We start from the raw sequence: 19,552 nt of genomic DNA, 5'->3' as shown, positions 1-19,552 counted from the left end.
ACAGGAGGCGCGGTGCCAGCTGGCACCGCGCCTCCTGTCCGTCACGGGGTTCTGCTCAGCTGCTGCGGACGTCGTCCGCCGCACCCTGCGCGTTGTCCTTGACGTCGGACGCGGCCCCCTGCGCCTCGCCCTTGACCGTCTGCGCGGCGTCCTGCGCGGTCCCCTTGAGGTCCTGCGCGTGCTCCTTCGCCACGTCGCCGAGCTGCGAGCCGACGTCCTTCGCCTGCTCCTTCACCTCGTCGACGAGCGGTGCAGCCTTGTCCTTCAGCTCACCGGCGAGCTCTTCTTCCTTCTCGGTGGTCGGCAGGAGCGACGACACGAGCCAACCGGCACCGAACGCGATGAGGCCGACGGCCAGCGGGTTGCCCTTCGCCTTCTCGACGCCCTTCTGCGCGACGTCCTTCGCCTGGCCGGTCGCGCCCGAGGCGGAACCGGAGGCGCTCGAGCGGGCCGACTGGGCCGCGCCCATCACGGACTCACGGGCGTCCTGGAACCGGCCCTTCACCTTCTCGCTCTGGCGGTGGGCGATGGACGACGGGCTGACCTTGTCGGCGAGGGCGTCGACGTCGGAGCCGAGTTCGCCGCGGGTGCGCTCGATGTCGGCGCGGATCTCGTCTGGGGTGCTCATGGCTTCCTCCCGGTGTTGGGCTTGAGTGTCTCGGGGACTTCCTTGGCGGTCTCGACCGTCTGCGGGGCGCCCTTGATCTCCTTGATCTCCTTACGCCCGCGGACGGCCAGGATCGCGGCGACGATCGCGTAGACGACCGCGATGATCAGGGCGGACCAGGCGTTGCCGATCAGGTAGCCGAGGCCCCACCACGCGGCGATCGACAGGAACAGCAGGGCGAACACGGCGGTGAGTCCGGCGCCGCCGAACATCCCGCCCGCCTTGCCGGCCTTCTTCGCGGAGTCGGTCAGCTCGGCCTTCGCGAGGGCGACCTCCTGCCGGAACAGGCTGGAGAGGTCACGCGACACGTCGGACAGCAGCTCACCGAGCGGTGTGGTCGCAGCGCGCTCCTCGGGCGTCGGTTCGCCCAGGGGTGTCGCGCCGGGGACGAACTGGCTCATACGCCACTCCCCGATCCGGTGGTGCCGTCGCCGGCCTCCTTCTCGTGCTTGACCTCGGTCGCGAGCGCCTTGGTCAGGCGTCCGGCGAGCAGGCCAGCACCGGCGGCGATCGCGATGAAGGTGCCGGGGCGCTTCGCGGCGAAGGTCTTCACCTCGTCGAGCAGCGAGCCCGGGTCGCGGTTCTCGAGGAACCCGGCGGCCGAGGTCGCGCGGCCCGACAGGTCGCGGACGACCTTCGAGGCGACGCCCTGCTCGTCGTCGTTCTCGGCCATGCGACCGAGCTGCTCGCCGAGGGAGCGGAGTCCGCCGGCAGCGCGCTGCTGCTGCTCGCCGGCCTGCTGCTTGAGGTTCTCGGACGCCTGGCCGTAGAGCTGCTTGGCGTGGTCGGTCGCCTCGGAGGCGACCTTCGACGCCTGCTCCTTGGCGGTGCCCGCGACGTTCGCGGCCTGCTCCTTGGCGTCGCCGGCGACGTCCTGCGCGGCACCCTTGGCCGCGTCGGCCTTGCCGGAGCCGCTGCCCGAGTCACTGCCGGAGCCGCTGGCGCTGCCGGTGCTGCCGGAGCCACCAATGCTGCCGGCCGATGCCGCGGACGGGACGGCGGGGAGCTGCTCGTCGGCCGGGACGGCGTCGAGGGGTGCGTCGAACGGCACCTCGGCGGCGCTGTCGCCGTACGGGTCGTAGGTCTGCGGCGCACCGGGGTCGGTGGGTCGCGCAGCGGGGGTACCGCTGGCGTACGACGGCACGGTCACGCCGGGGGCGACCTCGTGGCCCTCGGAGGCTGCGGTGCGGTCGTGGATGGGCGTCCCGGAGTCGTTCCCGGGTGGGTTCGTGGTCATGGTCGGCCTTCCGGTTGTCGTCGTCCCCGGCGTGCACCGGGGGCGTTTCGCAACGAACTTGCGCCGTGCCCTCTTGGTCCGGTCCCAGGATCACCGGGAAACGCGGTCCGGCAATCCGCACAGGTGGAAGCCGGTTGGATCGACGGATGCCCCGTGTCTCGGTCGTGATCCCCGTGCGGGACGACGCCGTGCACCTGCGCCGGTGCCTCGCCGCCCTCGCGGCCCAGACCCGGCCGGCCGACGAGGTCGTCGTGGTCGACAACGGCAGCTCCGACGACAGCGCGGCGGTCGCCCGGGACGCCGGTGCGGTCGTGCTCACGGAGCCGGTGCGCGGGATCGCCCGGGCCTCGGCGCGCGGCTACGACCGGGCGTCCGGCGACGTCGTCGTGCGGCTCGACGCCGACTCCGTCCCACCGCCGACGTGGATCGCCGACGCGGTCCGGCTGCTCGCCGACCCCGAGGTCGTCGCGGTCACCGGTCCGGGCCGGCCGCGGAACGGTGGCGCCGTGGTGCGCCGACTGTGGAACGCCGTGTACATGGGCCCGTACTTCGTCCTGATGTGGAGCGCGCTCGGGCGTCCGCCGCTGTTCGGGTCCGCCATGGCGATGCGCCGGTCGACCTGGGCCGCGGTCGGTGGGCGAGCGCACCGCGACGACGCCGAGGTGCACGACGACGTCGACCTGAGCATGCAGCTCGACCCGGCCTGGCGGGTGGTGGCCGACCCCGTGCTCACCGTGCAGGTGTCCGCGCGACCGTTGGCGGGCCTCCCGTCCGTCTGGGTGCGGACGCGACGCGCCTTCCACACGTTCCGCGTGAACGGCCGGCGGGCGAACCCGGTGCGCCGGTGGGCGCGACGGCTGCGATCGCAGTCGCGGTCGCGGCGGTGGTGGCGCAGCCGCTGACCGACGGGGTCGGGGGACAACGAATCGGTGACGGTCTCAGCCACCGCGGCCCTCGGTCGGTACGTTCGTGAGCGACGGTCACGACCTGACGCGACCGGACGAAGGGGAACCATGCGCCACACGATCACGCTCGCTGCCCTGCTGGCGGCGGGCCTCGCCCTGACCGGCTGCGCACAGGCCGGACCGGCCGGACCGGCGAGCGACACCGTGACCACCGCAGCCGACCCGACGACGGCGCCGAGCCCGACCGACACCACGACCGCTCCGAGCCCCACCGACACCGGGGCCCCCAGCGACGAGACCGTCACCGTCCCGGCCAGCTGCACCGACCTGATCACCCCTGGCAAGTGGGACAAGGCGTTCGCATCGGCACCGCTCAACGACCCGTCGGTCGTCGGCGACCCGATCGCGATCCCGAAGAGCTCGTTCACCCCGGCGCTGCAGGGCGACGGCAAGCGCCTGTACTGCGTGTGGCGGGAGCCGCAGGCCGACATCTCGTACCTGTCCATCGCGGTCGACACCGTCGACCCGAGCGCAGCCCGCGACGCGCTCGAGCAGCTCAGCGCGAAGGGCTACGACTGCGGTGACGAGTCCGACGGGTCCCTGTGCCAGAAGGTCTCGAAGAACTCGCAGTACCCGGTCACGGACGGCGACACGTACTTCACGCGGGATGACCTCGGCATCCACATCCAGCAGTCGAACATCGAGACGACCGATCTGCTCGACGACGTCGTGGCGAACGTCTTCACGGGTTGAGGCAGCGGGTCACCGGGCGGGTCGAGACCGCACGTGCGCCCGCTCACCCTGCGGCCCGTACAGGCACAGCACCTCGGTGACGGAGTCGGTCACGTTGCCCATCCAGTGCGGGGTGTGGGTGTCGAACTCGGCGACCTCACCGGGACCCAGGTCGAGGTCGTGCTCCCCCAGCACCAGCCGGAGCCGTCCGGACAAGACGTAGAGCCACTCGTAGCCCTCGTGCGTCTTGAGCGACGGTTCCCCACCCGGGGTGTTCGGCGGGAACAGCTGCTTGAACGAGCGCACCCCGCCGGTTCGCTTCGTCAGCGGGACGACGACGCGGCCGCCGTGCACCTCGGGCTTCATGTGCACGCGCGGGTCACCGGTCTGCGGTGCGCCGACCAGGTCGTCGAGGGGCACCTGGTACGCCCGCGCGAGGGGCAGCAGCAGTTCCAGCGTGGGCTTCCGCTGGCCGGACTCGAGCCGCGACAGGGTGCTCACCGAGACCCCCGTCTGCTCGGACAGCGCGGCGAGCGTGACGTCGCGGTGGGCACGCAGCGCGCGCAGGCGGGGGCCGACCCCGTCGACGACCTCGGCCGTCGTGCGCGGGGCGGTCGTGTCCTGGTTGCCGTGTCCCATGGCGGGCATTTTGCCACAGCGGCAAACTTCGTTGCTGTTCTCGCTCGATCCGCCGCATGATCAGCGCATGCCTGAACACTTCGACGTCATCGTCATCGGCGGCTCGGCCGCCGGCCTCTCCGCCGCCCTCATCCTCGGCCGTTCGCGGCGCTCGGTGCTCGTCGTCGACTCCGGCGAGCACCGCAACGCCCCGGCGGCCGGCGCGCACAACTACCTCGGCCACGAGGGCGTCGCGCCCGCCGAGCTGGTCCGCATCGGTCGCGACGAGGTCGCCGCCTACGGCGTCCAGGTCACGGCCGGGAGGATCGTGGCCACGTCCGCCACGACCGGTGGCGGTCACGACCCGGTCGGCTTCTCGGTCACGCTGGACTCCGGCGTGGTCGTCGCGGCGCGCAGGATGGTCGTCGCCTCCGGCGCCGTGGACGTCCTGCCGGAGGTCCCGGGCCTGGCCGAGCAGTGGGGGCGCGGTGTCGTGCACTGCCCGTTCTGCCACGGGTGGGAGATCCGCGACCAGCGGATCGGGGTCCTCGTCACGACGCCGAACGGCGCACACCACGCGCTCATGTTCCGGGCGCTGAGCGATCGGGTGACCGCGTTCCTGACCGAGCCGGCCCTGATGGACGACACCACTCTGGCCGGTTTGGCCGCTCGCGGCGTCTCGGTGGTTCAGGGCCCCGTCGCCGCCGTGGTCTCCGAGGGTGACCGGCTGACCGGGGTCCGGCTCGCCGACGGGTCGTTCGTCGAGCTCGATGCCCTGGCCACGGCGAGCCGGCCCGAGGCGCGGGTGGGGTTCCTGTCCGGGCTCGGCCTCGACGCCACCGACCAGTTCATGGGCGACCACCGGTTCGCGACGGCGCTGACCGTGGACGCCGCCGGGCAGACCGCCGTGCGCGGGGTCTACGCGGCCGGCAACGTGACGTCCCCGATGGCGACGGTCATCGCGTCGGCGGCGGCTGGCACCCAGACGGGCGCGGCAGTGCACGGCGACCTGGTGCAGGCCGACCTGGCGGCGGCGCTGGCCGGGGTGGGCCCGGGTGCGGGCGTCGGTGCGGCCGATGTTTCGCGCTGAGCGACAGTTCGCGGGGCCGGGCGGGCGTGGAGTGTCGGTGAGCGCGAAACTCGCCGTGGGTCAGTCGACGCGGTAGCCCGCCTGCGCGGCCAGCAGCGGCGCGAGCGTGTACAGCTGGTCGGCGCCGATCGTGGCCCCGCGGAACCCCTCGAGCCGCTCGACCCGATCGAGGTCCGCTCCGCGCAGGTCCACGTGGTCGATGCGGGTGTTCGACCCCTCGGCGGCGCGGATGCTGCTGCCGTCGAACGACACCCGCAGCAGCTTCGCGTCGGCGATGTCGAGCTCGTCGATGACGCAGTCACGGAACACCACGTCGGTGATAGTCGAGCCGCGCAGGTTCACGAACCCGAACTTCATGCCGACGAACTCGACGCCGTTCAGCCCGGAGTCGTACAGCTCCGCCGAGCCGACGCGCCCGCCGGAGACCCGGACCTCGCGCCACGTGCTGCTCGACGCCCGCAGGATCGGGGCGTCGAGCGAGTCGATGATCGAGTCACGGACCCGGAGCCCACGGAAGTCCGCGTCGTCGCCCCGGAACGTGTCGATGACGCACTCCTCGATCTCCAGGTCGGGCAGTCGCTCGCCGGCCAGGTCGAGGACGTCGATGCGCTTGCCCTCGATGCGGTCACCCGTCAGGACGTCACCGGGTGCTGGCACCCAGTCCTCGAGGTTCGTCGGTTCGGTCAGGGTGATGCGCGGGGCGTCGGTGCCGGAGGAGCGTGCCATGCCCCCAGTCTGGCGGTGACCGCCGACCCCGGGTCACGACCGGGGTCGGGTGAGGACGCTGTCCAGCCGGTAGTCCTTCGCCGGGCCGCGCGCTTCCCACCGCACCGTCCAGCGGTCTTCGTCGCCGTCGAAGGCCCCCGTGTAGTCGTCCGGGGTGCAGGCGTGGGCGACGCTCGTGCCCCAGACCCAGTCGTGGAACACCCGACCGTCGGAGAAGTGCACGGTCCAGCCGCCGGCGGCGCGGTGCGCCACGCCGGTACTCGTCCGCCGCAGGACGAGGGTCCGGGACACGGGCGTCGTCCGACCGTCGAAGGTCATCACGCCCGACTCGTCCCAGCGCACCTCGTCGTCACCGACCCGGGTCAGGGTGGTCGTCCCGGTGACGGTCCCCGTGGCACCGGCGCGGTGGTCGTGCACGGTGCGGTGCAGGTCCCACACCCCGAGCAGGTCCGTCGGCAGCAGCACCCGACCAGGCTAACCGCGCAGGGCCTCGGCCCGCGCGGCTCGGCGCTCGTCGTCGGTGATGACCCCGCGGGCGTGCAGCTCGTCGAGTTCGAGGAGCCGCTGCTCCGGCGAGCTCCGACGGGCACCGTGCGGGCGCCGGCTGCGGACGACCGCGATGCACACGGCGACGATGACCGCGATGACGATGAGCGCCATCAGCAGGGTCCAGACGAGGTCGTAGACCGGCGGGATCAGGGGGTTCTGCACTTCTTCGGAGGCGATCATCGTCCGCGCAGCGCTTCGGCTCGGGCGCTGCGGTGCTCCTCGTCGGAGATCACGCCGCGGGCGTGCAGGTCGTCGAGTTCGGCGAGCCGCTGTTCGAGTGGCTTGTCCGGTGCGAACGTGCGGCTCTGCATCGCCTGGTACGCGATGTCCTCCTGCATGGTGAGCGGGTTCTGACCACGGTCGGCCATCCGCTTGCCGCGGTAGAGCGCCAGGATGACGATCGTCAGGGTCGTGAGGATCGCCAACGCGGCGACGACCCCGAACGCGATGCCGAACCAGCCGTCGAACAGGTCGGGCATCCCCGACTCCCCCGGACCCTCGAGCTCACTGAACGCGGACCAACTGAGCACCATCGCGCTCCCCCTTCTCACAACGACGAGCGAAGCGTAGCGCGAGACGGGGAACACGAGCGGGCGTTCCTTCCCAGAACGCCCGCGATGGAATGTGGAAACGGGCGTACCTGGTCAGAAGTTCCGACCCGGTACGCCCGAAATCACCCGGTACGCCCGATTCGACCAGGCAGCGCGAACCCCAGCCAGCGCAACTCCCACCGACCCCCGGCCACCCCCAGCCCGCTCAGCCGCGCAGCGGCCCCGACCCCGGAACGTTCGCACCGTCCGCGAAGCCGGCCACGAGTGCACGCAACGCTTCTTCGGAGGTGTGTCGGGCCTCCCATCCGAGCACGGACCGGGCACGGTCGGTCCGCATGATCGGCACGCCGGCCGCGATGTCGATCCACCCGGCGTCCGTCGGCTGCAACCGCAGCCGCCACGTCACCGTCACGATCCCGCGCAGCAGCCGCAGCGGGATCCGGACGGCACCGAGCATGCCGAAGGCCCGAGCCAGTCGCGGCGGGTTGAGCACGGGCGACGCGGCGATGTTGAACGCCCCCGCTGCCCGTCGGTCGACCGCGCGCCAGTAGGCGTCGGCGACGTCGTCGGCGTGCACGGCCTGGAACACGAACGGGTACGGCAGCGGCAGCACGAGCCAGCGGATCCACCGCACGATCGACATCGGCACGAGGTGTCCGAGGAACAGCCCGCGGATCTCGGCGGCGGCGTCCCGCTGGAAGATCAGCCCCGGGCGGAGCCGGGTGACGGTCACGGAAGGGTGGTCGGCCTCGAACGCGTCCATCGCCGCTTCGTTCGCGGCCTTGTGGATCGAGTACGTCGCCGTCGGGATGCCGTCCGTCGGCCAGCTCTCGTCCACCGGGGTGTGCTTGCCGTCGACGTCCACTCCGCGGTAGGCGCCGACCGACGACGCGACGACGACCTGGGGCACCTCCGCCCGCGCGACCGCCGCCAGGACGTTCGCCGTCCCGGTCACGTTCGTGCGGAGCTGCGCGGGGATGTCGTGTGTCGGCTGGAGGGCCCACGCCAGGTGGATGACGGCATCGGCGCCCTGGAACACGGCCGTGAGCTGGTCCACGGCGTCCGCGGCACCGACGTCCACGGCGTGCCAGACGGCAGCAGCATACGGCTCCGCGCGCAGGTCCGGCAGGCGCCGGGCGACACCGACGATCTGGACGCCGTCACGGCCGGCCTCACCGTCGCCGTCGGCGCGCACGGCCGCGAGCCGACGGAGCACCGCCGTCCCCACGTTGCCGGTCGCGCCGACGACGACGATGCGCATCAGGCCGCGGCCATCGCGGGGTCGAGCACGACCTTGACGCAGTCGTCCTGCTTCTTCTGGAAGACCTCGTACATGTGCGGGGCGTCCTCGAGCGAGACGCGGTGGGTGGTCAGGTCGAGCGTGCCGAGCGGGTCCGACGGGTCGGAGACGAGCGGCATGATGTCGTCGATCCAGCGCTTCACGTTGCACTGGCCCTCGCGGATGGTGATCTGCTTGTCGAACAGCGTCATCATCGGCATCGGGTCGGCCATGCCGCCGTAGACACCGCTCAGCGAGACGGTGCCGCCGCGACGGACCAGGTCGATCGCCGCGTGCACGGCCGCCAGGCGGTCGACACCCGCGGTCTCGATCGCCTTCTGCGCGAGCTTGTCGGGCAGCAGGCCGGCGGCGCGCTGGGCGAAGCCCGCCATCGGGTTGCCGTGGGCCTCCATGCCGACGGCGTCGACGACCCCGTCGGGGCCACGGCCGTCGGTCAGGTCGACGAGCTCGGGCACCAGGTCCTTCGTCAGGTCGAACACCTCGGCACCGTGCTTCGCCCCGAGGTCACGGCGGACCTGCTCGGGGTCGACGGCGAGCACGCGGTAGCCGAGGTGCTTGCCGATGCGGGCGGCGAACTGGCCGACCGGGCCGAGGCCGAGCACGGCGAGCGTGCCACCCTCGGGCACCTGGGCGTACTGCACCGCCTGCCACGCGGTCGGCAGGATGTCGCTCAGGAACAGCCAGCGGTCGTCGGGGGTGCCGTCGTCCGGCACGACGATGGGGCCGTAGTCGGCGTGCGGCACGCGCAGGTACTCGGCCTGGCCACCCGGGACCTGGCCGTACATCTTCGTGTAGCCGAACAGCGAGGCACCGGTGCCGTACTCGGTCACCTGGGTGGTCTCGCACTGCGACTGCAGGCCGTGCTGGCACATCCAGCAGTGGCCGCAGGAGATGTTGAAGGGGATGACGACGCGGTCGCCGACCTTCAGGTTCGTGACGCCGGATCCGACCTCTTCCACGATGCCCATCGGCTCGTGGCCGAGGACGTCGCCGCGGTCGATGTACGGGCCGAGCACGCGGTACAGGTGCAGGTCGGAGCCGCAGATCGCCGTGGAGGTGATCCGCACGATCGCGTCGGTCGGCTCCTGGATGGTCGGGTCGGGGACGGTCTCGACGGACACCTTCTCGGTGCCCTGGTAGGTCAGTGCGCGCACGTTGCGTTCCTCTCGTGGTCGCTTCGAGCCTGCCTGGAGGCACGACTCGCGTTCGCCTCCTCGGTACGCGCCCGCCCCGTGGACGCTCCCAGCCCCGCGTCCCCCTCGCGGACGTCGGCGCGGGTGGGCAGCGGTGGTCGCGACCTCAGTCGAGGACGGCTGCGAGGACCCGCTCGTGTTCGTCGCGACCACCCGGTCCGGCACTGCCGGCGAGCATGATGAGCGCCTTCCACAGCGCCCAGCCCCGGGCGCGCGCCCATGTGTTGTCGTCCAGGTCGACCGCCTGCCGGAACACCCGTCGCGCCGGGCCGTCCAGCATCGTCCACGCGAGCACGAGGTCGCACGCCGGGTCGCCCACGCCGCACGTGCCGAAGTCGATCACCGCGCACAGCCGCCCGGTGTCGTCGACGAGCAGGTTGCCCGGGGCGACGTCTCCGTGGAACCAGACGGCCGGCCCGTCCCAGCGGCTGGCGAGGGCCTCGGCCCAGACCGCTTCGCACGCGCCGCGGTCGACGACGGTACCGCCGGTCCTGCCGCTGCTGCTGCCGCCGCCGCCGAGCGTGTCGAGCGCCGCCCGCACCTCGGCGTCGTACACGGACGGGTGCTCCCCGCGGTGGAACGAGTGCGCGCCGGCGGTGGGGCCGCCAGTCGCCGGGACGCTCCGGAGCTGCCGGAGCACGGCACCGACCTCGGCCGCGAAGCGCTCGTGGTCGAGGTCGTCGACCTGCACGGCCGGCACCCCGTCGAGCCACCGCCGCACCGACCACGGGAACGGGTACCCCTGGCTCGGTTCCCCGAGCGCCACGGGCTCCGGGACGGCGACGTCCAGCCGTCGGGCGAGGTACGGCAGGACGTCCTGTTCCTTCTCGATTGCGGGCACGTAGCCGGCTGCGCTCGGCAGTCGCACCGACAGGGCGTCCCCGAGCCGGTAGGTGCGGTTGTCCCAGCCCTGGTGGTCGACCTGGCGCACGGGCAGGTCGGCCCAGTCGGGGAACTGCTCCGCGACGAGTCGTTCGACGAGTCCGGCGTCGATCCGGGGCACCTCGGTGTGCATGCCCGCAGCCTAGGCGTCGGACCCGGCACGGCGGTGGGGCCGGTGCGCGCCGGGCCCAGCAGCGGGGCGGACCCGCACCGGACCTCCCGGCCGTCGCCTCAGGCGGGTTCTGCCAGGGCGAGCAAGGCGTCGCGCGCGACCGCGAGCTCCCGCTCGTCCAGGTAGGGCGGCATGCCGACCGCGGCCGCGAGGCCCTCGGCCGCGTGCCGGACCACCAGTGCGCGGTCCTCGGGCAGGCCGTCGCGTGCGAACAGCGTCCGCCAGTGCTCGGCGTCGGCGGCGACGGCCGCGGCGATCCCCGGGACGGCCATCAGACCGGGCCAGTGCGACGACGGTGCGAACAGGTCCATCGCCTGCTCGCTGCCGCCGCAGAGCGTCCGGACGTAGGCGCGCAGGACCTTGCCCGGTCGGTTCTCGGCGAGGTCCACGTGCTGCATGACCTCGTCCGTGAACGCGGCCAACCCGTGCTCGACGACCGCGAGCAGGAGTTCGTCCTTCGACGGGAAGTGGTGCAGCAGCCCGCTCTTCGAGACGCCGGCTTCGGTCGCGATCTCGGCGACGCTCACCCGCGTACCGCGCTCGGCGAGCAATCGGCGTGCGGACTCGAGCACGGCCTGCCGCGTGCGCTCGCGGTCGCGGGAGCCGTCGGTGCCGGTGCCGGGGCCCGTGCTGCGGTCAGTGGTCATGCGGTCCATCCTGCCGGTTCGGGATGACCCGGAGCGCGACCACGGCGGCGACCGCGAGCAGCACCGCGGCGCAGACGGAGGCGAGTTGCATGCCACCGGTGAACGCTTCGCGGGCGTGCTCGAGCACCGGCGACCCCGGTTGCAGTACCTGGCTCGCCGACGCCAGCGACTCCCGGACCCGGTCCGCGACCCCCGCACCCAGGCTGTCGCCCGTGAGGTCGAGGTTCGACCGGTAGAACGCGGTCTGCAGCGACCCGAGCACCGCGATGCCGAGCGCGACGCCGAGCTCGTACCCGGTCTCCGAGATCGCCGAGGCGGCGCCCGCACGCTCCCGCGGAGCCGCGGCGACGACCGCGTCCGTCGCCAGCGTCATCGACACCCCGACGCCGAGGCCGACCACGGCGAGCGCGATGGCGATCCCCCAGTACGTCGGCAGCCCCTCGGCGAAGGCGAGTCCGGCCATGCCGACCGCGGCGACCGCCAGCCCGAGGCCGATGGAGCGACCGGGGCCGACGCGACGGGAGAGCAGGCCGATCACGGCGATGACCGCGATGGACGCCAGGGTGGCCGGCAGCTCCGCGGCTCCGGCGAGCAGCGGGGTGAACCCGCGCACCAGCTGCAGGTACTGCGAGAAGAAGAACAGCAGACCGCTCAGCGCGAAGACGGACAGCGAGTTCGCGACCACCGCACCGGAGAACGCCGGGATCCGGAACAGCTGCAGGTCGATGAGCGGCGTGGTCAGGCGTTTCTGCCGCCGGACGAACCACCAGCCCGACGCGAGCCCGAGCAACGCGGTCGCCGGCACCGTCCAGTCGAACCCGTGCCCGGCGACGTGCTTCACGGCGTAGACCAGCGGCACGATCGCGAGCACCGAGAGCATCGCGGAGAGCAGGTCGATCGGGGTCCGGGCGCCGCCGCGGGACTCCGGCAGCAGGAACGCCCCGGCGACGACGATCACCGCGATGACGGGGATGTTGATGAGGAACACCGATCCCCACCAGAAGTGTTCCAGCAGCGCCCCGCCGACGAGTGGTCCGGCCGCGGCACCACCGGTCGCGCCCGCGGACCACACCGCGATGGCGGTGGTGCGCTGCCGCGGGTCGCGGAAGATCGTGCGCACCAGCGACAGCGTCGAGGGCATCAGGGTGGCGCCGGCGACGCCGAGGAGTGCCCGTGCGGCGATGAGCAGCTCCGGGCTCGAGGCGAAGGCCGCAGCGGCCGATGCCAGTGCGAACGCGACGGAGCCGAGGAGCAGCAGGCGCTTCCGACCGATCCGATCGGCGACGTTGCCCATCGTGACGAGCAACCCGGCGAGTGCGAACGAGTAGACGTCGCCGATCCAGAGCACCTGGGTCGCGGTCGGGTCGAGGTCGGCGGTCAGGGACGGCACCGCCAGGGCCAGCACGGTGCCGTCGATCGCCAGGAGCACCACGGCCAGGGTGAGGACGCCGAGGGACGCCCACTCACGGACGGAGGCGCGGTGGGTCGGGGTGGTGCTGGTCGTGGTCATCGGTCGACCGTAACCGACCATTTGGTCGGTTGGGCAGACTGCACAGTCGGTTCACAGCACAGCACAGCACAGCGCCGCTCGGTCAGCCCCGCAGCCGGTCACGCTCCCCCGGCGGCAGGTGCTCGGTCGCCGTCCGGCGAGCCGCCGGGCTGAGGAACCGGCCACTCTGCTCGAGGAACGCCACGAGCGCCGCCTCGGACGCCCGCTTCCCCGTCTCGCGCAGGACCAACCCGAGCGCCGACTGCACCGTCTCGCTGCGCTCCCGCACCAGGCGACCGGCGATCCCGAGGGGCACCTCGGCGTCGCCCTGCTTCACGAACGCCAGGGTCGCCACGGCCGCGATCCGCCGGACCATCGCCACGTCGGACTTCGCCAGCGCGAACAGCGGGCCGGTCGAAGCGCCCAGCATCGGTGCGCCGACGAGTTCCTCGGCCGCCAGGTCGACGAGCACCGGGTCCTCGAACCGTTCGGCCTTCGCCGCCGACAGGTACTCGTCGGTGAGTTTCGGATCCGGGTGCGCCCGCATCGCCTGCACGAGCAGCAGGACGGCGACGAGCTTCGCGCCGTCGTCCTCGCTCCAGAGCAGCGCCGAGCGCTCCCCCTCGTCGAGGTCGTGGAACTGCCGCGCGACCCTGCGGGCCGCGGCGACGTCACCGGTGGTGCGGGCGAACGCCGCCAGCACGGCCTCCGCGTCGCGCCCCGCCTGGAGGCCCGTCACGCGACCTCCCCCTCGCTCGCGTCGTTCTGTGGTGCCCTCCGACGACTGCGGCTGAGCACGATGACCGCGACGACCACCAGGAACGCCGCGAACAGCCAGGTGCCCACCTGCGGATCCACCAGGCGCGCCAGCACGGCACCACCCGGCGAGCACACGGCGGCGGTGATGCCGACCGTCAGCCCGACCCGCAGGTCGACCGCACGGCGCCGGAGGTTCGCGACCGTCCCGGACACCGACGTCGGCACCATCGTGAGCAGCGACGTGCCCTTCGCCAGCAGGTCGCCGGCACCGAGCACGACCTCGAGCCCCGGCACGATGACGACCCCGCCTCCGACGCCGACGAGCCCGGACAGCACCCCCGACAGCAGCCCGAGCAGCAGCAGGACGATCGCCTCGACGATCCCGAAGCGCACCTCGCCACCGCGGGTCGGCACCGTCGTGAACAGCGACACGAGCACGACGGCGATGAACCCGACGAAGATCCACGGCAGCGCGCGGAGGGGCAGGGCACGGAGGAGCCGGGCACCGATCGGGGCGCCGATGACGCTGCCGACCGCCAGGGTCAGGGCCGCGAGCCAGTGCACCTCGCCCTGCACGGCGTAGGTGACCGCACCGACGACGGCTGCGGGGGCGATCGCCACGAGCGAGGTCGCCGAGGCCCGACGCTGGTCCATCTGCGCGAAGGCCATGAGCGCCGGCACCACGATGACCCCACCGCCGACGCCGAACAGCCCGGAAAGGACGCCCGTCAGGACCCCGATCGCCACCAACACGAGCACCGTTCCGCCGCGCTTCCTCATCCCGCCCAGGCTATCCGCGCCGCGGGCGAGCTCTCGCACCGTGCGAGGTGCGTGCGAGGTGGCCCGCACTTGGAGTGCAGAAATGGTCGGGTGCCCGAAGGCGACCCGACCATTTCTGCTCACGAAGCGAACGACGAACCGCCCCGCGACCCCGCCCTGCCTCAGCGGAAGTGCATGTTCTTCAGCGGGTCGACGAGGGTGCCGTTCCGCCGCGTCTCGACGTGCACGTGCGGCCCCGTCGACTGCCCGGTGTTGCCGGACTTCGCGATCTCGGTGCCGAGCTTCACGATCTGCCCCTGCTTCACCTCGATCTTGCTGAGGTGCGCCGTCAGCACCGCCGTCATGCCGTACGTGACGACGATGTAGTTGCCGTAGGCCGCGTCGTTCGCGATGGTCTTGGTGACCGTCCCGGTCCCGGAGCCGTACACGGCCGTCCCCACCGGCACCGGGGCGTCGGTGCCCTGGTGGTAGCGCGGGACGTGCCCGGCGCCGCGGTCGTCGCCGTACCGGCCGGTGATCTTCGTGCCGTTGACGGGCCAGGCCAGGCCGGTGACCGGTCGGCTCGACCAGACCCGGGTGTCCTTCGCGCCGTAGAGCACGACGTTGCCGTCGACCTGGACGAGCAGGTTGCCGGACCCGGCGGTGCTGGTGCGCGAGCTCCAGAGCGCGACCTTCTTGCGCGAGGCGTCACGGGTCCAGATGACGAAGTTGCCCTTGGCCTGCAGCTCCGCCCAGGCGCCCGGGTGTCCGCCGGTGCGCGACTGCCAGACGACCCGACCGCTGACCTTCTGCACCAGGTTGCCGTCGGTGCGCATGTTGAGGATGCGCGTGTTCGAGGTGTCGGATCGCAGCACGGTGCCGCCCAGGATGGTGTTCCCCGACGGGACCCGGTCCTGGTAGCCGTTCCAGCTCACGACGACGGTGTTGCCGGCGAGCAGCGCCATCGTGCCGTCGGCTCGCACCTTCAGTGCGGTCGAGTTCACGGTGCCGGCCGAGGCCCAACGGGCCACACGCTTGCCGTTCTTGGTGATGTCGAGGGCGCGGTTCTTGCCGACCACGGCGATCGCGCCGGAGTTGCCGGCGGTGTTCGACGCCCACAGCACACGGTTGCCGATGCCGTACTCGACCAGGTTGCCGTCGCCCTGCATGATGAGCTTGAACTGGCCGTTCGGCGACGTGACCTGGTCGCCGGGCAGGATCTTGGTGCCGGCCGGGGCCGACCCGACCCAGACCGCAGAGGCCGCTGCCGGTTCGGCTGTCGCCACGAGCGCCCCCGCCGCCAGGGCCAGTGCCGTCACGGCGCCGGCGATGCGTGGGAGTCGGCGCGCACGTGCGACGGTCGACGGAGTGGTGGTCATGGATCCCCTGCCCTGGAACCGACCGTGCGAGCGCGCGGTCGTTCGGCGCTCGCCCTGCACGAGTCGCCGAACGATGTTCGCTTTTCTGCGCGGGGTGCACAACCCCTTGGACGGGGGGTGTACAGCACGGAGCCGATCGCCGCGGGACAGGATGGGACCATGTCGACGCCGAACCCCGCCTTCGTCCCGCCCGCTGCGCAGACCACCCGTCCGGACCTGCGGGGCACGTTCGGGATGGCGGCGTCGACGCACTGGATCGCGACGGCGACCGCCCAGTCGGTGCTCGAGCGCGGCGGCAACGCGTTCGACGCGGCCGTGGCCGGGGCCTTCGTCCTGCAGGTCGTGGAGCCCCACCTGAACGGCCCCGGGGGCGACCTGACGGCGGTCTTTGCGACGGCGGCCAACCCCGTGCCGACGGTGCTGGTCGGTCAGGGTCCCGCGCCCGAGGGCGCGACCCCGGAGCACTACCGCGCCGAGGGCCTCGACCTGGTCCCCGGCTCCGGCGCGCTGGCCGCGACCGTCCCCGGCGCGGTCGACGCCTGGCTGCTCCTGCTCCGCGACCACGGCACGTGGGAACTGGCCGACGTCCTCGCCCCCGCGGTCGGGTACGCCCGCGACGGCCACCCGGTCGCACCTGCGGTGGTCCGGACGATCACCGCCGTGCGCGGCCTGTTCGAGCAGCACTGGCCCACCTCCGCCTCGCAGTGGCTGCCGGGAGGCGCGGTGCCGGTCCCCGGGGACCTGGTGCGCAACGAGGCACTCGCTGCAGTGCTCGACCGGCTGGTCGAGGCCGGCGCCGGTGCCGGCAGCCGGACCGGCCGCATCGATGCGGCTCGGTCCGAGTGGGCGGAGGGGTTCGTCGCCGAGGCGATCGACCGGTTCGTCCGCGAACCGCACCGGCACGCGTCGGGCACCGACCACGCCGGGGTCATCCGGGCGTCCGACCTGGCGGCGTTCAGGGCGTCGTACGAACCCGCGACGACCGCCGAGTTCCGTGGCTGCACGATCGCCAAGACCGGACCGTGGGGCCAGGGTCCGGCGCTCCTCCAGACGCTGCGGCTGCTCGAACCGCTCGACGACGCCCTGCTCGACCCGTCGACCGAGCTCGGCGCGCACACGATCGTCGAGGCGCAGAAGCTCGCCCTCGCCGACCGCGAGGCGTTCTACGGCGACGGCGAGGTCCCGATGGACGTCCTGCTCTCCGACGCCTACGCCGACGAGCGTCGCGCACTGATCGGCGAGCGGGCCTCGGCGGAGCTTCGACCCGGCACGATCGCCGGGGTCGAGCACGCGCTGCCGCCGGTCCGGACCTCGTACGACTCCGCGGGTTCGGTCGGGGTGGGCGAACCGACCGTGCAGGTCGCCCGCGCGGCCGAAGCCGACACCGAGCTCCCGCCCGCCGCTCCGCTCGAGGACCGCGGCGAGCCGTTCGTCACCCCCGACGGCGAGACTCGCGGCGACACGTGCCACATCGACGTCGTGGACCGCTGGGGCAACATCGTCAGCGCGACCCCGTCCGGCGGGTGGCTGCAGTCGTCGCCGACGATCCCCGAGCTCGGGTTCTGCCTCGGCACCCGCCTGCAGATGACGTGGCTCGAACCGGGCACGGCCTCGACACTGCGGCCCGGCGAGCGCCCCCGCACGACGCTGACCCCGACCCTGGTGCTCCGCGACGGGCAGCCGGTCGCCGCGCTCGGTTCCCCCGGCGGTGACCAGCAGGACCAGTGGCAGCTGCTGTTCCTGCTGCGCTGGATCGTCGGCGGCTACTCCCCGCAGCAGGCCATCGACGCACCGGCGCTGCACACCACGTCGTTCCCGGGGTCGTTCTGGCCGCGCACGTGGGAGCCCGCCGGACTGGTCGTCGAGGACCGCCTGGGGGACGAGGTCATCGCGGCGCTCGAGGCCCGCGGACACGTCGTGACCCGCGGCGGTGACTGGAGCCTGGGCCGACTGTCGTGCGTCACCCGTGACCCGGACACCGGGATCCTCGGTGCCGCCGCGAACCCCCGCGGCGCGCAGGGCTACGCCGCGGGACGCTGACCGACGCCCGTTCCTTCCCAGAACACCCGCACTGGAAAGTGGAATCGGGCGTACCTGGTCAGAACTTCCGACCAGGTACGCCCGAATCGACCAGGTACGCCCGATTCCACCAGGTACGCCCGATTCGACCGGGCACGCCCGGTTCAGAGCGTCGGGACGACCACTGCGCGACCCGAGAGCTCCCCGGCCTCGAGCTTCCGGTACGCCTCGAGTGCGTCGGACAGCGCGTAGCGCTCGACGTCGGGGACGATCTGCCCGGCGCGGTACATCGCGACGACCTCGTGCAGGTCCTCGATGGTGCCCCAGTAGGTGTTCGTGATCGTCGACTCGTACGGCGTCGCGAAGAAGTTCCACTCGGTGGTGCCGCCGCCGATCCCGACGACGGTGAACCGCCCGCCGACCGCCATCGAGGCCTGCGCGACCTTGATCGTGGGGGTGGCACCGACGAAGTCGAAGGCAGCGTCGACGCCGCGTCCGCCGGTGATCTCGCGGATGCGCTCGGCCTGGTCCGGGCCGCCGGGGACGGTGATCGCGCCCCGGGCGGCGGCGCGGTCCATCGCGTCCTGCTTCATGTCGGTCGCGATGACCGTGGCACCGGTGAGCGCCGTGAGGATCTGCACGGCGATCTGCCCGAGGCCACCGAGCCCGACGACGAGCGCGAAGCGACCGCCACCAGCCAGGTTCGGCAGGGAGTTCTTGATCGCGTGGTACGGCGTGAGCGCGGCGTCGCTCAGCGGTGCGGCGGCGACCGGGTCGGCGTCGCCGAGCGGCACGAGGTTCCGCGCCGGGACGCTCACGTACTCCGCCATGCCGCCGTCGCGCCCGAGGCCGATCCCCATGTACGGGTTCGTCGCGGCGTTCTCGCAGTAGGTGTCCTGCCCCTTCGAGCAGTACGAGCAGTGCCCACAGCCGACCGGCCCGTAGACCAGGTAGGCGTCGCCCTCGGCGAAGCCGGTGACCCCGTCACCGACGGCCTCGACCCAGCCGGAGTTCTCGTGGCCGAGCACGAACGCGGGCGCCTGGGCTCCCGGCTGCCCCTGCTGGAACTCGCGGTACACGGCGACGTCCGAGTGGCAGGCACCGGCGCCGGCGACCTTGAGCAGGACCTCACCGGGCCCGGGTGTGGGCTTCGGGACCTCGGTCAGGGACGGGAAGGTCTGGTACTGCTCGAACACGACGGCGCGCATGGGGTTCTCCTTTGATCGCCCTTCACGCTACACCTGTCGTCGAGGCCGACATGTGTCGCCCAGTTGCCTCGGGACCACACCCTCCCGCGAACAGTCCGCGGTCGAACCGTGCCCCACCAGGACGCGACGACCGCGCCACCATGACACCCAGCACGACCGCACCGAGCGGTCCCGTGAACACGAGGAGCAGGATCCACAGGCCGCTGTGGTCCCGGTCGTGCAGTCGCCGCACGAGCAGCGACCACCGGGGCACGATGGTCAGGATCGTCGGGACGAGGATCGCCAGGTCCCACGCGTCCGGCCAGACGTCCCGCTCGCCGCTGCCCCAGCCGAACCACGCCCCCTGCCCACGGTCGATCAGGTGGAACGAGACCCGCGGTGACGGGACGACCCCGAACGGGTCGACGTACATCTCCCACCGCCCTCCGGTCCCGTGCACGCCGACGACCCAGAGCGCGACCCCGACCAGCGCGAGCTCGAGCGCGATCACCCACCAGAACTCCGAGCGACTCGCCCGCCCGTGGAACCGCCACCCCTGCGTCCAGAACCGGAGCCAGGCGACCACCGGGTTCGTCACGTCGGCCGGACCCTTCTCGAGCACGGACTCGCGGAAACCTCTCATGTCGCTGTCCCCCATGTGCCAGATCGTAGGGCAGACCTGCGTCTTCGC

Annotated in this window: 22 protein-coding genes; 4 read left to right on the top strand and 18 right to left on the bottom strand. The window is 72.5% G+C overall.

Annotated elements, in window-relative coordinates:
- Window positions 1-55 precede the first annotated feature (55 nt).
- Genes BIU91_RS07310 through BIU91_RS07300 form a run of 3 tightly spaced genes read right to left on the bottom strand, consistent with a single transcriptional unit; the run spans window position 56 to window position 1,904 of the window.
- Window positions 56-628, bottom strand: coding sequence for a DUF3618 domain-containing protein (locus BIU91_RS07310; protein ID WP_071404854.1), 573 nt, complete (start codon window positions 626-628; stop codon window positions 56-58).
- Window positions 625-1,068 (bottom strand): phage holin family protein, encoded by a 444-nt coding sequence (locus BIU91_RS07305; protein ID WP_071404853.1) that lies wholly within the window; start codon window positions 1,066-1,068, stop codon window positions 625-627. Before BIU91_RS07305 ends, BIU91_RS07310 begins: the two co-directional genes overlap by 4 nt.
- On the bottom strand, window positions 1,065-1,904 hold the full coding sequence (locus BIU91_RS07300; RefSeq protein WP_071404852.1) for a hypothetical protein: 840 nt from the start codon (window positions 1,902-1,904) through the stop codon (window positions 1,065-1,067). Before BIU91_RS07300 ends, BIU91_RS07305 begins: the two co-directional genes overlap by 4 nt.
- 146 nt (window positions 1,905-2,050) lie before the next feature.
- Here BIU91_RS07300 and BIU91_RS07295 point away from each other — a divergent pair, with 146 nt between their 5' ends.
- A complete protein-coding gene (locus BIU91_RS07295; protein ID WP_071404851.1) occupies window positions 2,051-2,806 on the top strand; it encodes a glycosyltransferase family 2 protein in 756 nt (251 codons plus the stop codon).
- 111 nt (window positions 2,807-2,917) lie between these two features.
- Window positions 2,918-3,562 carry a hypothetical protein gene (locus BIU91_RS18850; protein ID WP_071404850.1) on the top strand — a complete coding sequence of 215 codons (645 nt, stop codon included), beginning with the start codon at window positions 2,918-2,920 and terminating at the stop codon, window positions 3,560-3,562.
- Window positions 3,563-3,571: 9 nt separating this feature from the next.
- Here the strand turns inward: BIU91_RS18850 and BIU91_RS07285 are convergent, their stop codons facing one another.
- Window positions 3,572-4,189, bottom strand: coding sequence for a helix-turn-helix domain-containing protein (locus BIU91_RS07285; RefSeq protein ID WP_071404849.1), 618 nt, complete (start codon window positions 4,187-4,189; stop codon window positions 3,572-3,574).
- A 58-nt stretch (window positions 4,190-4,247) separates the two neighbouring features.
- On the opposite strand from BIU91_RS07285, the gene BIU91_RS07280 reads away from it, so the two are divergent.
- Window positions 4,248-5,249, top strand: coding sequence for an NAD(P)/FAD-dependent oxidoreductase (locus BIU91_RS07280; protein ID WP_071404848.1), 1,002 nt, complete (start codon window positions 4,248-4,250; stop codon window positions 5,247-5,249).
- Window positions 5,250-5,309: 60 nt separating this feature from the next.
- On the opposite strand, the gene BIU91_RS07275 is transcribed toward BIU91_RS07280, so the two are convergent.
- The 12 genes from BIU91_RS07275 to BIU91_RS19450 all read right to left on the bottom strand — a co-directional run bounded on the left by BIU91_RS07275 (window position 5,310) and on the right by BIU91_RS19450 (window position 15,655).
- Window positions 5,310-5,975, bottom strand: coding sequence for a pentapeptide repeat-containing protein (locus BIU91_RS07275; RefSeq protein WP_071404847.1), 666 nt, complete (start codon window positions 5,973-5,975; stop codon window positions 5,310-5,312).
- Window positions 5,976-6,008: 33 nt separating this feature from the next.
- Window positions 6,009-6,440: a DUF6314 family protein gene (locus BIU91_RS07270; RefSeq protein ID WP_071404846.1), complete on the bottom strand. Its 432-nt coding sequence runs from the start codon at window positions 6,438-6,440 to the stop codon at window positions 6,009-6,011.
- Between the two features lie 9 nt (window positions 6,441-6,449).
- Window positions 6,450-6,704 carry a hypothetical protein gene (locus BIU91_RS07265; protein ID WP_071404845.1) on the bottom strand — a complete coding sequence of 85 codons (255 nt, stop codon included), beginning with the start codon at window positions 6,702-6,704 and terminating at the stop codon, window positions 6,450-6,452.
- Window positions 6,701-7,057 carry an SHOCT domain-containing protein gene (locus BIU91_RS07260; RefSeq protein WP_071404844.1) on the bottom strand — a complete coding sequence of 119 codons (357 nt, stop codon included), beginning with the start codon at window positions 7,055-7,057 and terminating at the stop codon, window positions 6,701-6,703. The genes BIU91_RS07265 and BIU91_RS07260 overlap by 4 nt, the downstream gene beginning before the upstream one ends.
- Before the next feature lie 223 nt (window positions 7,058-7,280).
- The gene (locus BIU91_RS07255; RefSeq protein WP_071404843.1) at window positions 7,281-8,336 is read right to left on the bottom strand and encodes an NAD-dependent epimerase/dehydratase family protein; all 1,056 of its coding nucleotides are present in this window, start codon (window positions 8,334-8,336) and stop codon (window positions 7,281-7,283) included.
- Window positions 8,336-9,529, bottom strand: a complete 1,194-nt coding sequence (locus BIU91_RS07250) for a zinc-dependent alcohol dehydrogenase (protein WP_071404842.1) — start codon at window positions 9,527-9,529, stop codon at window positions 8,336-8,338. Before BIU91_RS07250 ends, BIU91_RS07255 begins: the two co-directional genes overlap by 1 nt.
- A 145-nt stretch (window positions 9,530-9,674) precedes the next feature.
- On the bottom strand, window positions 9,675-10,583 hold the full coding sequence (locus BIU91_RS07245) for an aminoglycoside phosphotransferase family protein (protein ID WP_071404841.1): 909 nt from the start codon (window positions 10,581-10,583) through the stop codon (window positions 9,675-9,677).
- Between the two features lie 98 nt (window positions 10,584-10,681).
- A complete protein-coding gene (locus BIU91_RS07240; RefSeq protein WP_051597141.1) occupies window positions 10,682-11,269 on the bottom strand; it encodes a TetR/AcrR family transcriptional regulator in 588 nt (195 codons plus the stop codon).
- The gene (locus BIU91_RS07235; RefSeq protein ID WP_071404975.1) at window positions 11,259-12,779 is read right to left on the bottom strand and encodes an MFS transporter; all 1,521 of its coding nucleotides are present in this window, start codon (window positions 12,777-12,779) and stop codon (window positions 11,259-11,261) included. The genes BIU91_RS07240 and BIU91_RS07235 overlap by 11 nt, the downstream gene beginning before the upstream one ends.
- A gap of 82 nt (window positions 12,780-12,861) precedes the next feature.
- Window positions 12,862-13,497, bottom strand: coding sequence for a DNA alkylation repair protein (locus tag BIU91_RS07230; RefSeq protein ID WP_071404840.1), 636 nt, complete (start codon window positions 13,495-13,497; stop codon window positions 12,862-12,864).
- Entirely contained in the window at window positions 13,494-14,297 is an 804-nt protein-coding gene (locus tag BIU91_RS07225) for a sulfite exporter TauE/SafE family protein (RefSeq protein ID WP_071404839.1), read from the bottom strand. Before BIU91_RS07225 ends, BIU91_RS07230 begins: the two co-directional genes overlap by 4 nt.
- Window positions 14,298-14,458: 161 nt before the next feature.
- Window positions 14,459-15,655, bottom strand: coding sequence for a peptidoglycan DD-metalloendopeptidase family protein (locus BIU91_RS19450; RefSeq protein ID WP_071404838.1), 1,197 nt, complete (start codon window positions 15,653-15,655; stop codon window positions 14,459-14,461).
- Between the two features lie 234 nt (window positions 15,656-15,889).
- On the opposite strand from BIU91_RS19450, the gene BIU91_RS07215 reads away from it, so the two are divergent.
- The gene (locus BIU91_RS07215; protein WP_216099656.1) at window positions 15,890-17,695 is read left to right on the top strand and encodes a gamma-glutamyltransferase; all 1,806 of its coding nucleotides are present in this window, start codon (window positions 15,890-15,892) and stop codon (window positions 17,693-17,695) included.
- Window positions 17,696-17,838: 143 nt separating this feature from the next.
- Here the strand turns inward: BIU91_RS07215 and BIU91_RS07210 are convergent, their stop codons facing one another.
- Together BIU91_RS07210 and BIU91_RS07205 are read right to left on the bottom strand one after the other, a co-directional pair.
- Complete coding sequence (locus tag BIU91_RS07210) at window positions 17,839-18,882, bottom strand: NAD(P)-dependent alcohol dehydrogenase (protein WP_071404836.1); 1,044 nt, start codon at window positions 18,880-18,882, stop codon at window positions 17,839-17,841.
- A 22-nt stretch (window positions 18,883-18,904) separates the two neighbouring features.
- Entirely contained in the window at window positions 18,905-19,519 is a 615-nt protein-coding gene (locus tag BIU91_RS07205) for a DUF805 domain-containing protein (RefSeq protein WP_071404835.1), read from the bottom strand.
- Between the last annotated feature and the right edge of the window lie 33 nt (window positions 19,520-19,552).

The sequence above is a fragment of the Curtobacterium sp. MMLR14_002 genome (assembly GCF_001864975.1).
Taxonomy (GTDB): domain Bacteria; phylum Actinomycetota; class Actinomycetes; order Actinomycetales; family Microbacteriaceae; genus Curtobacterium; species Curtobacterium flaccumfaciens.
Note: the sequence above shows the minus strand (reverse complement) of the source record. Positions and strands in the feature narration are given on the sequence as shown.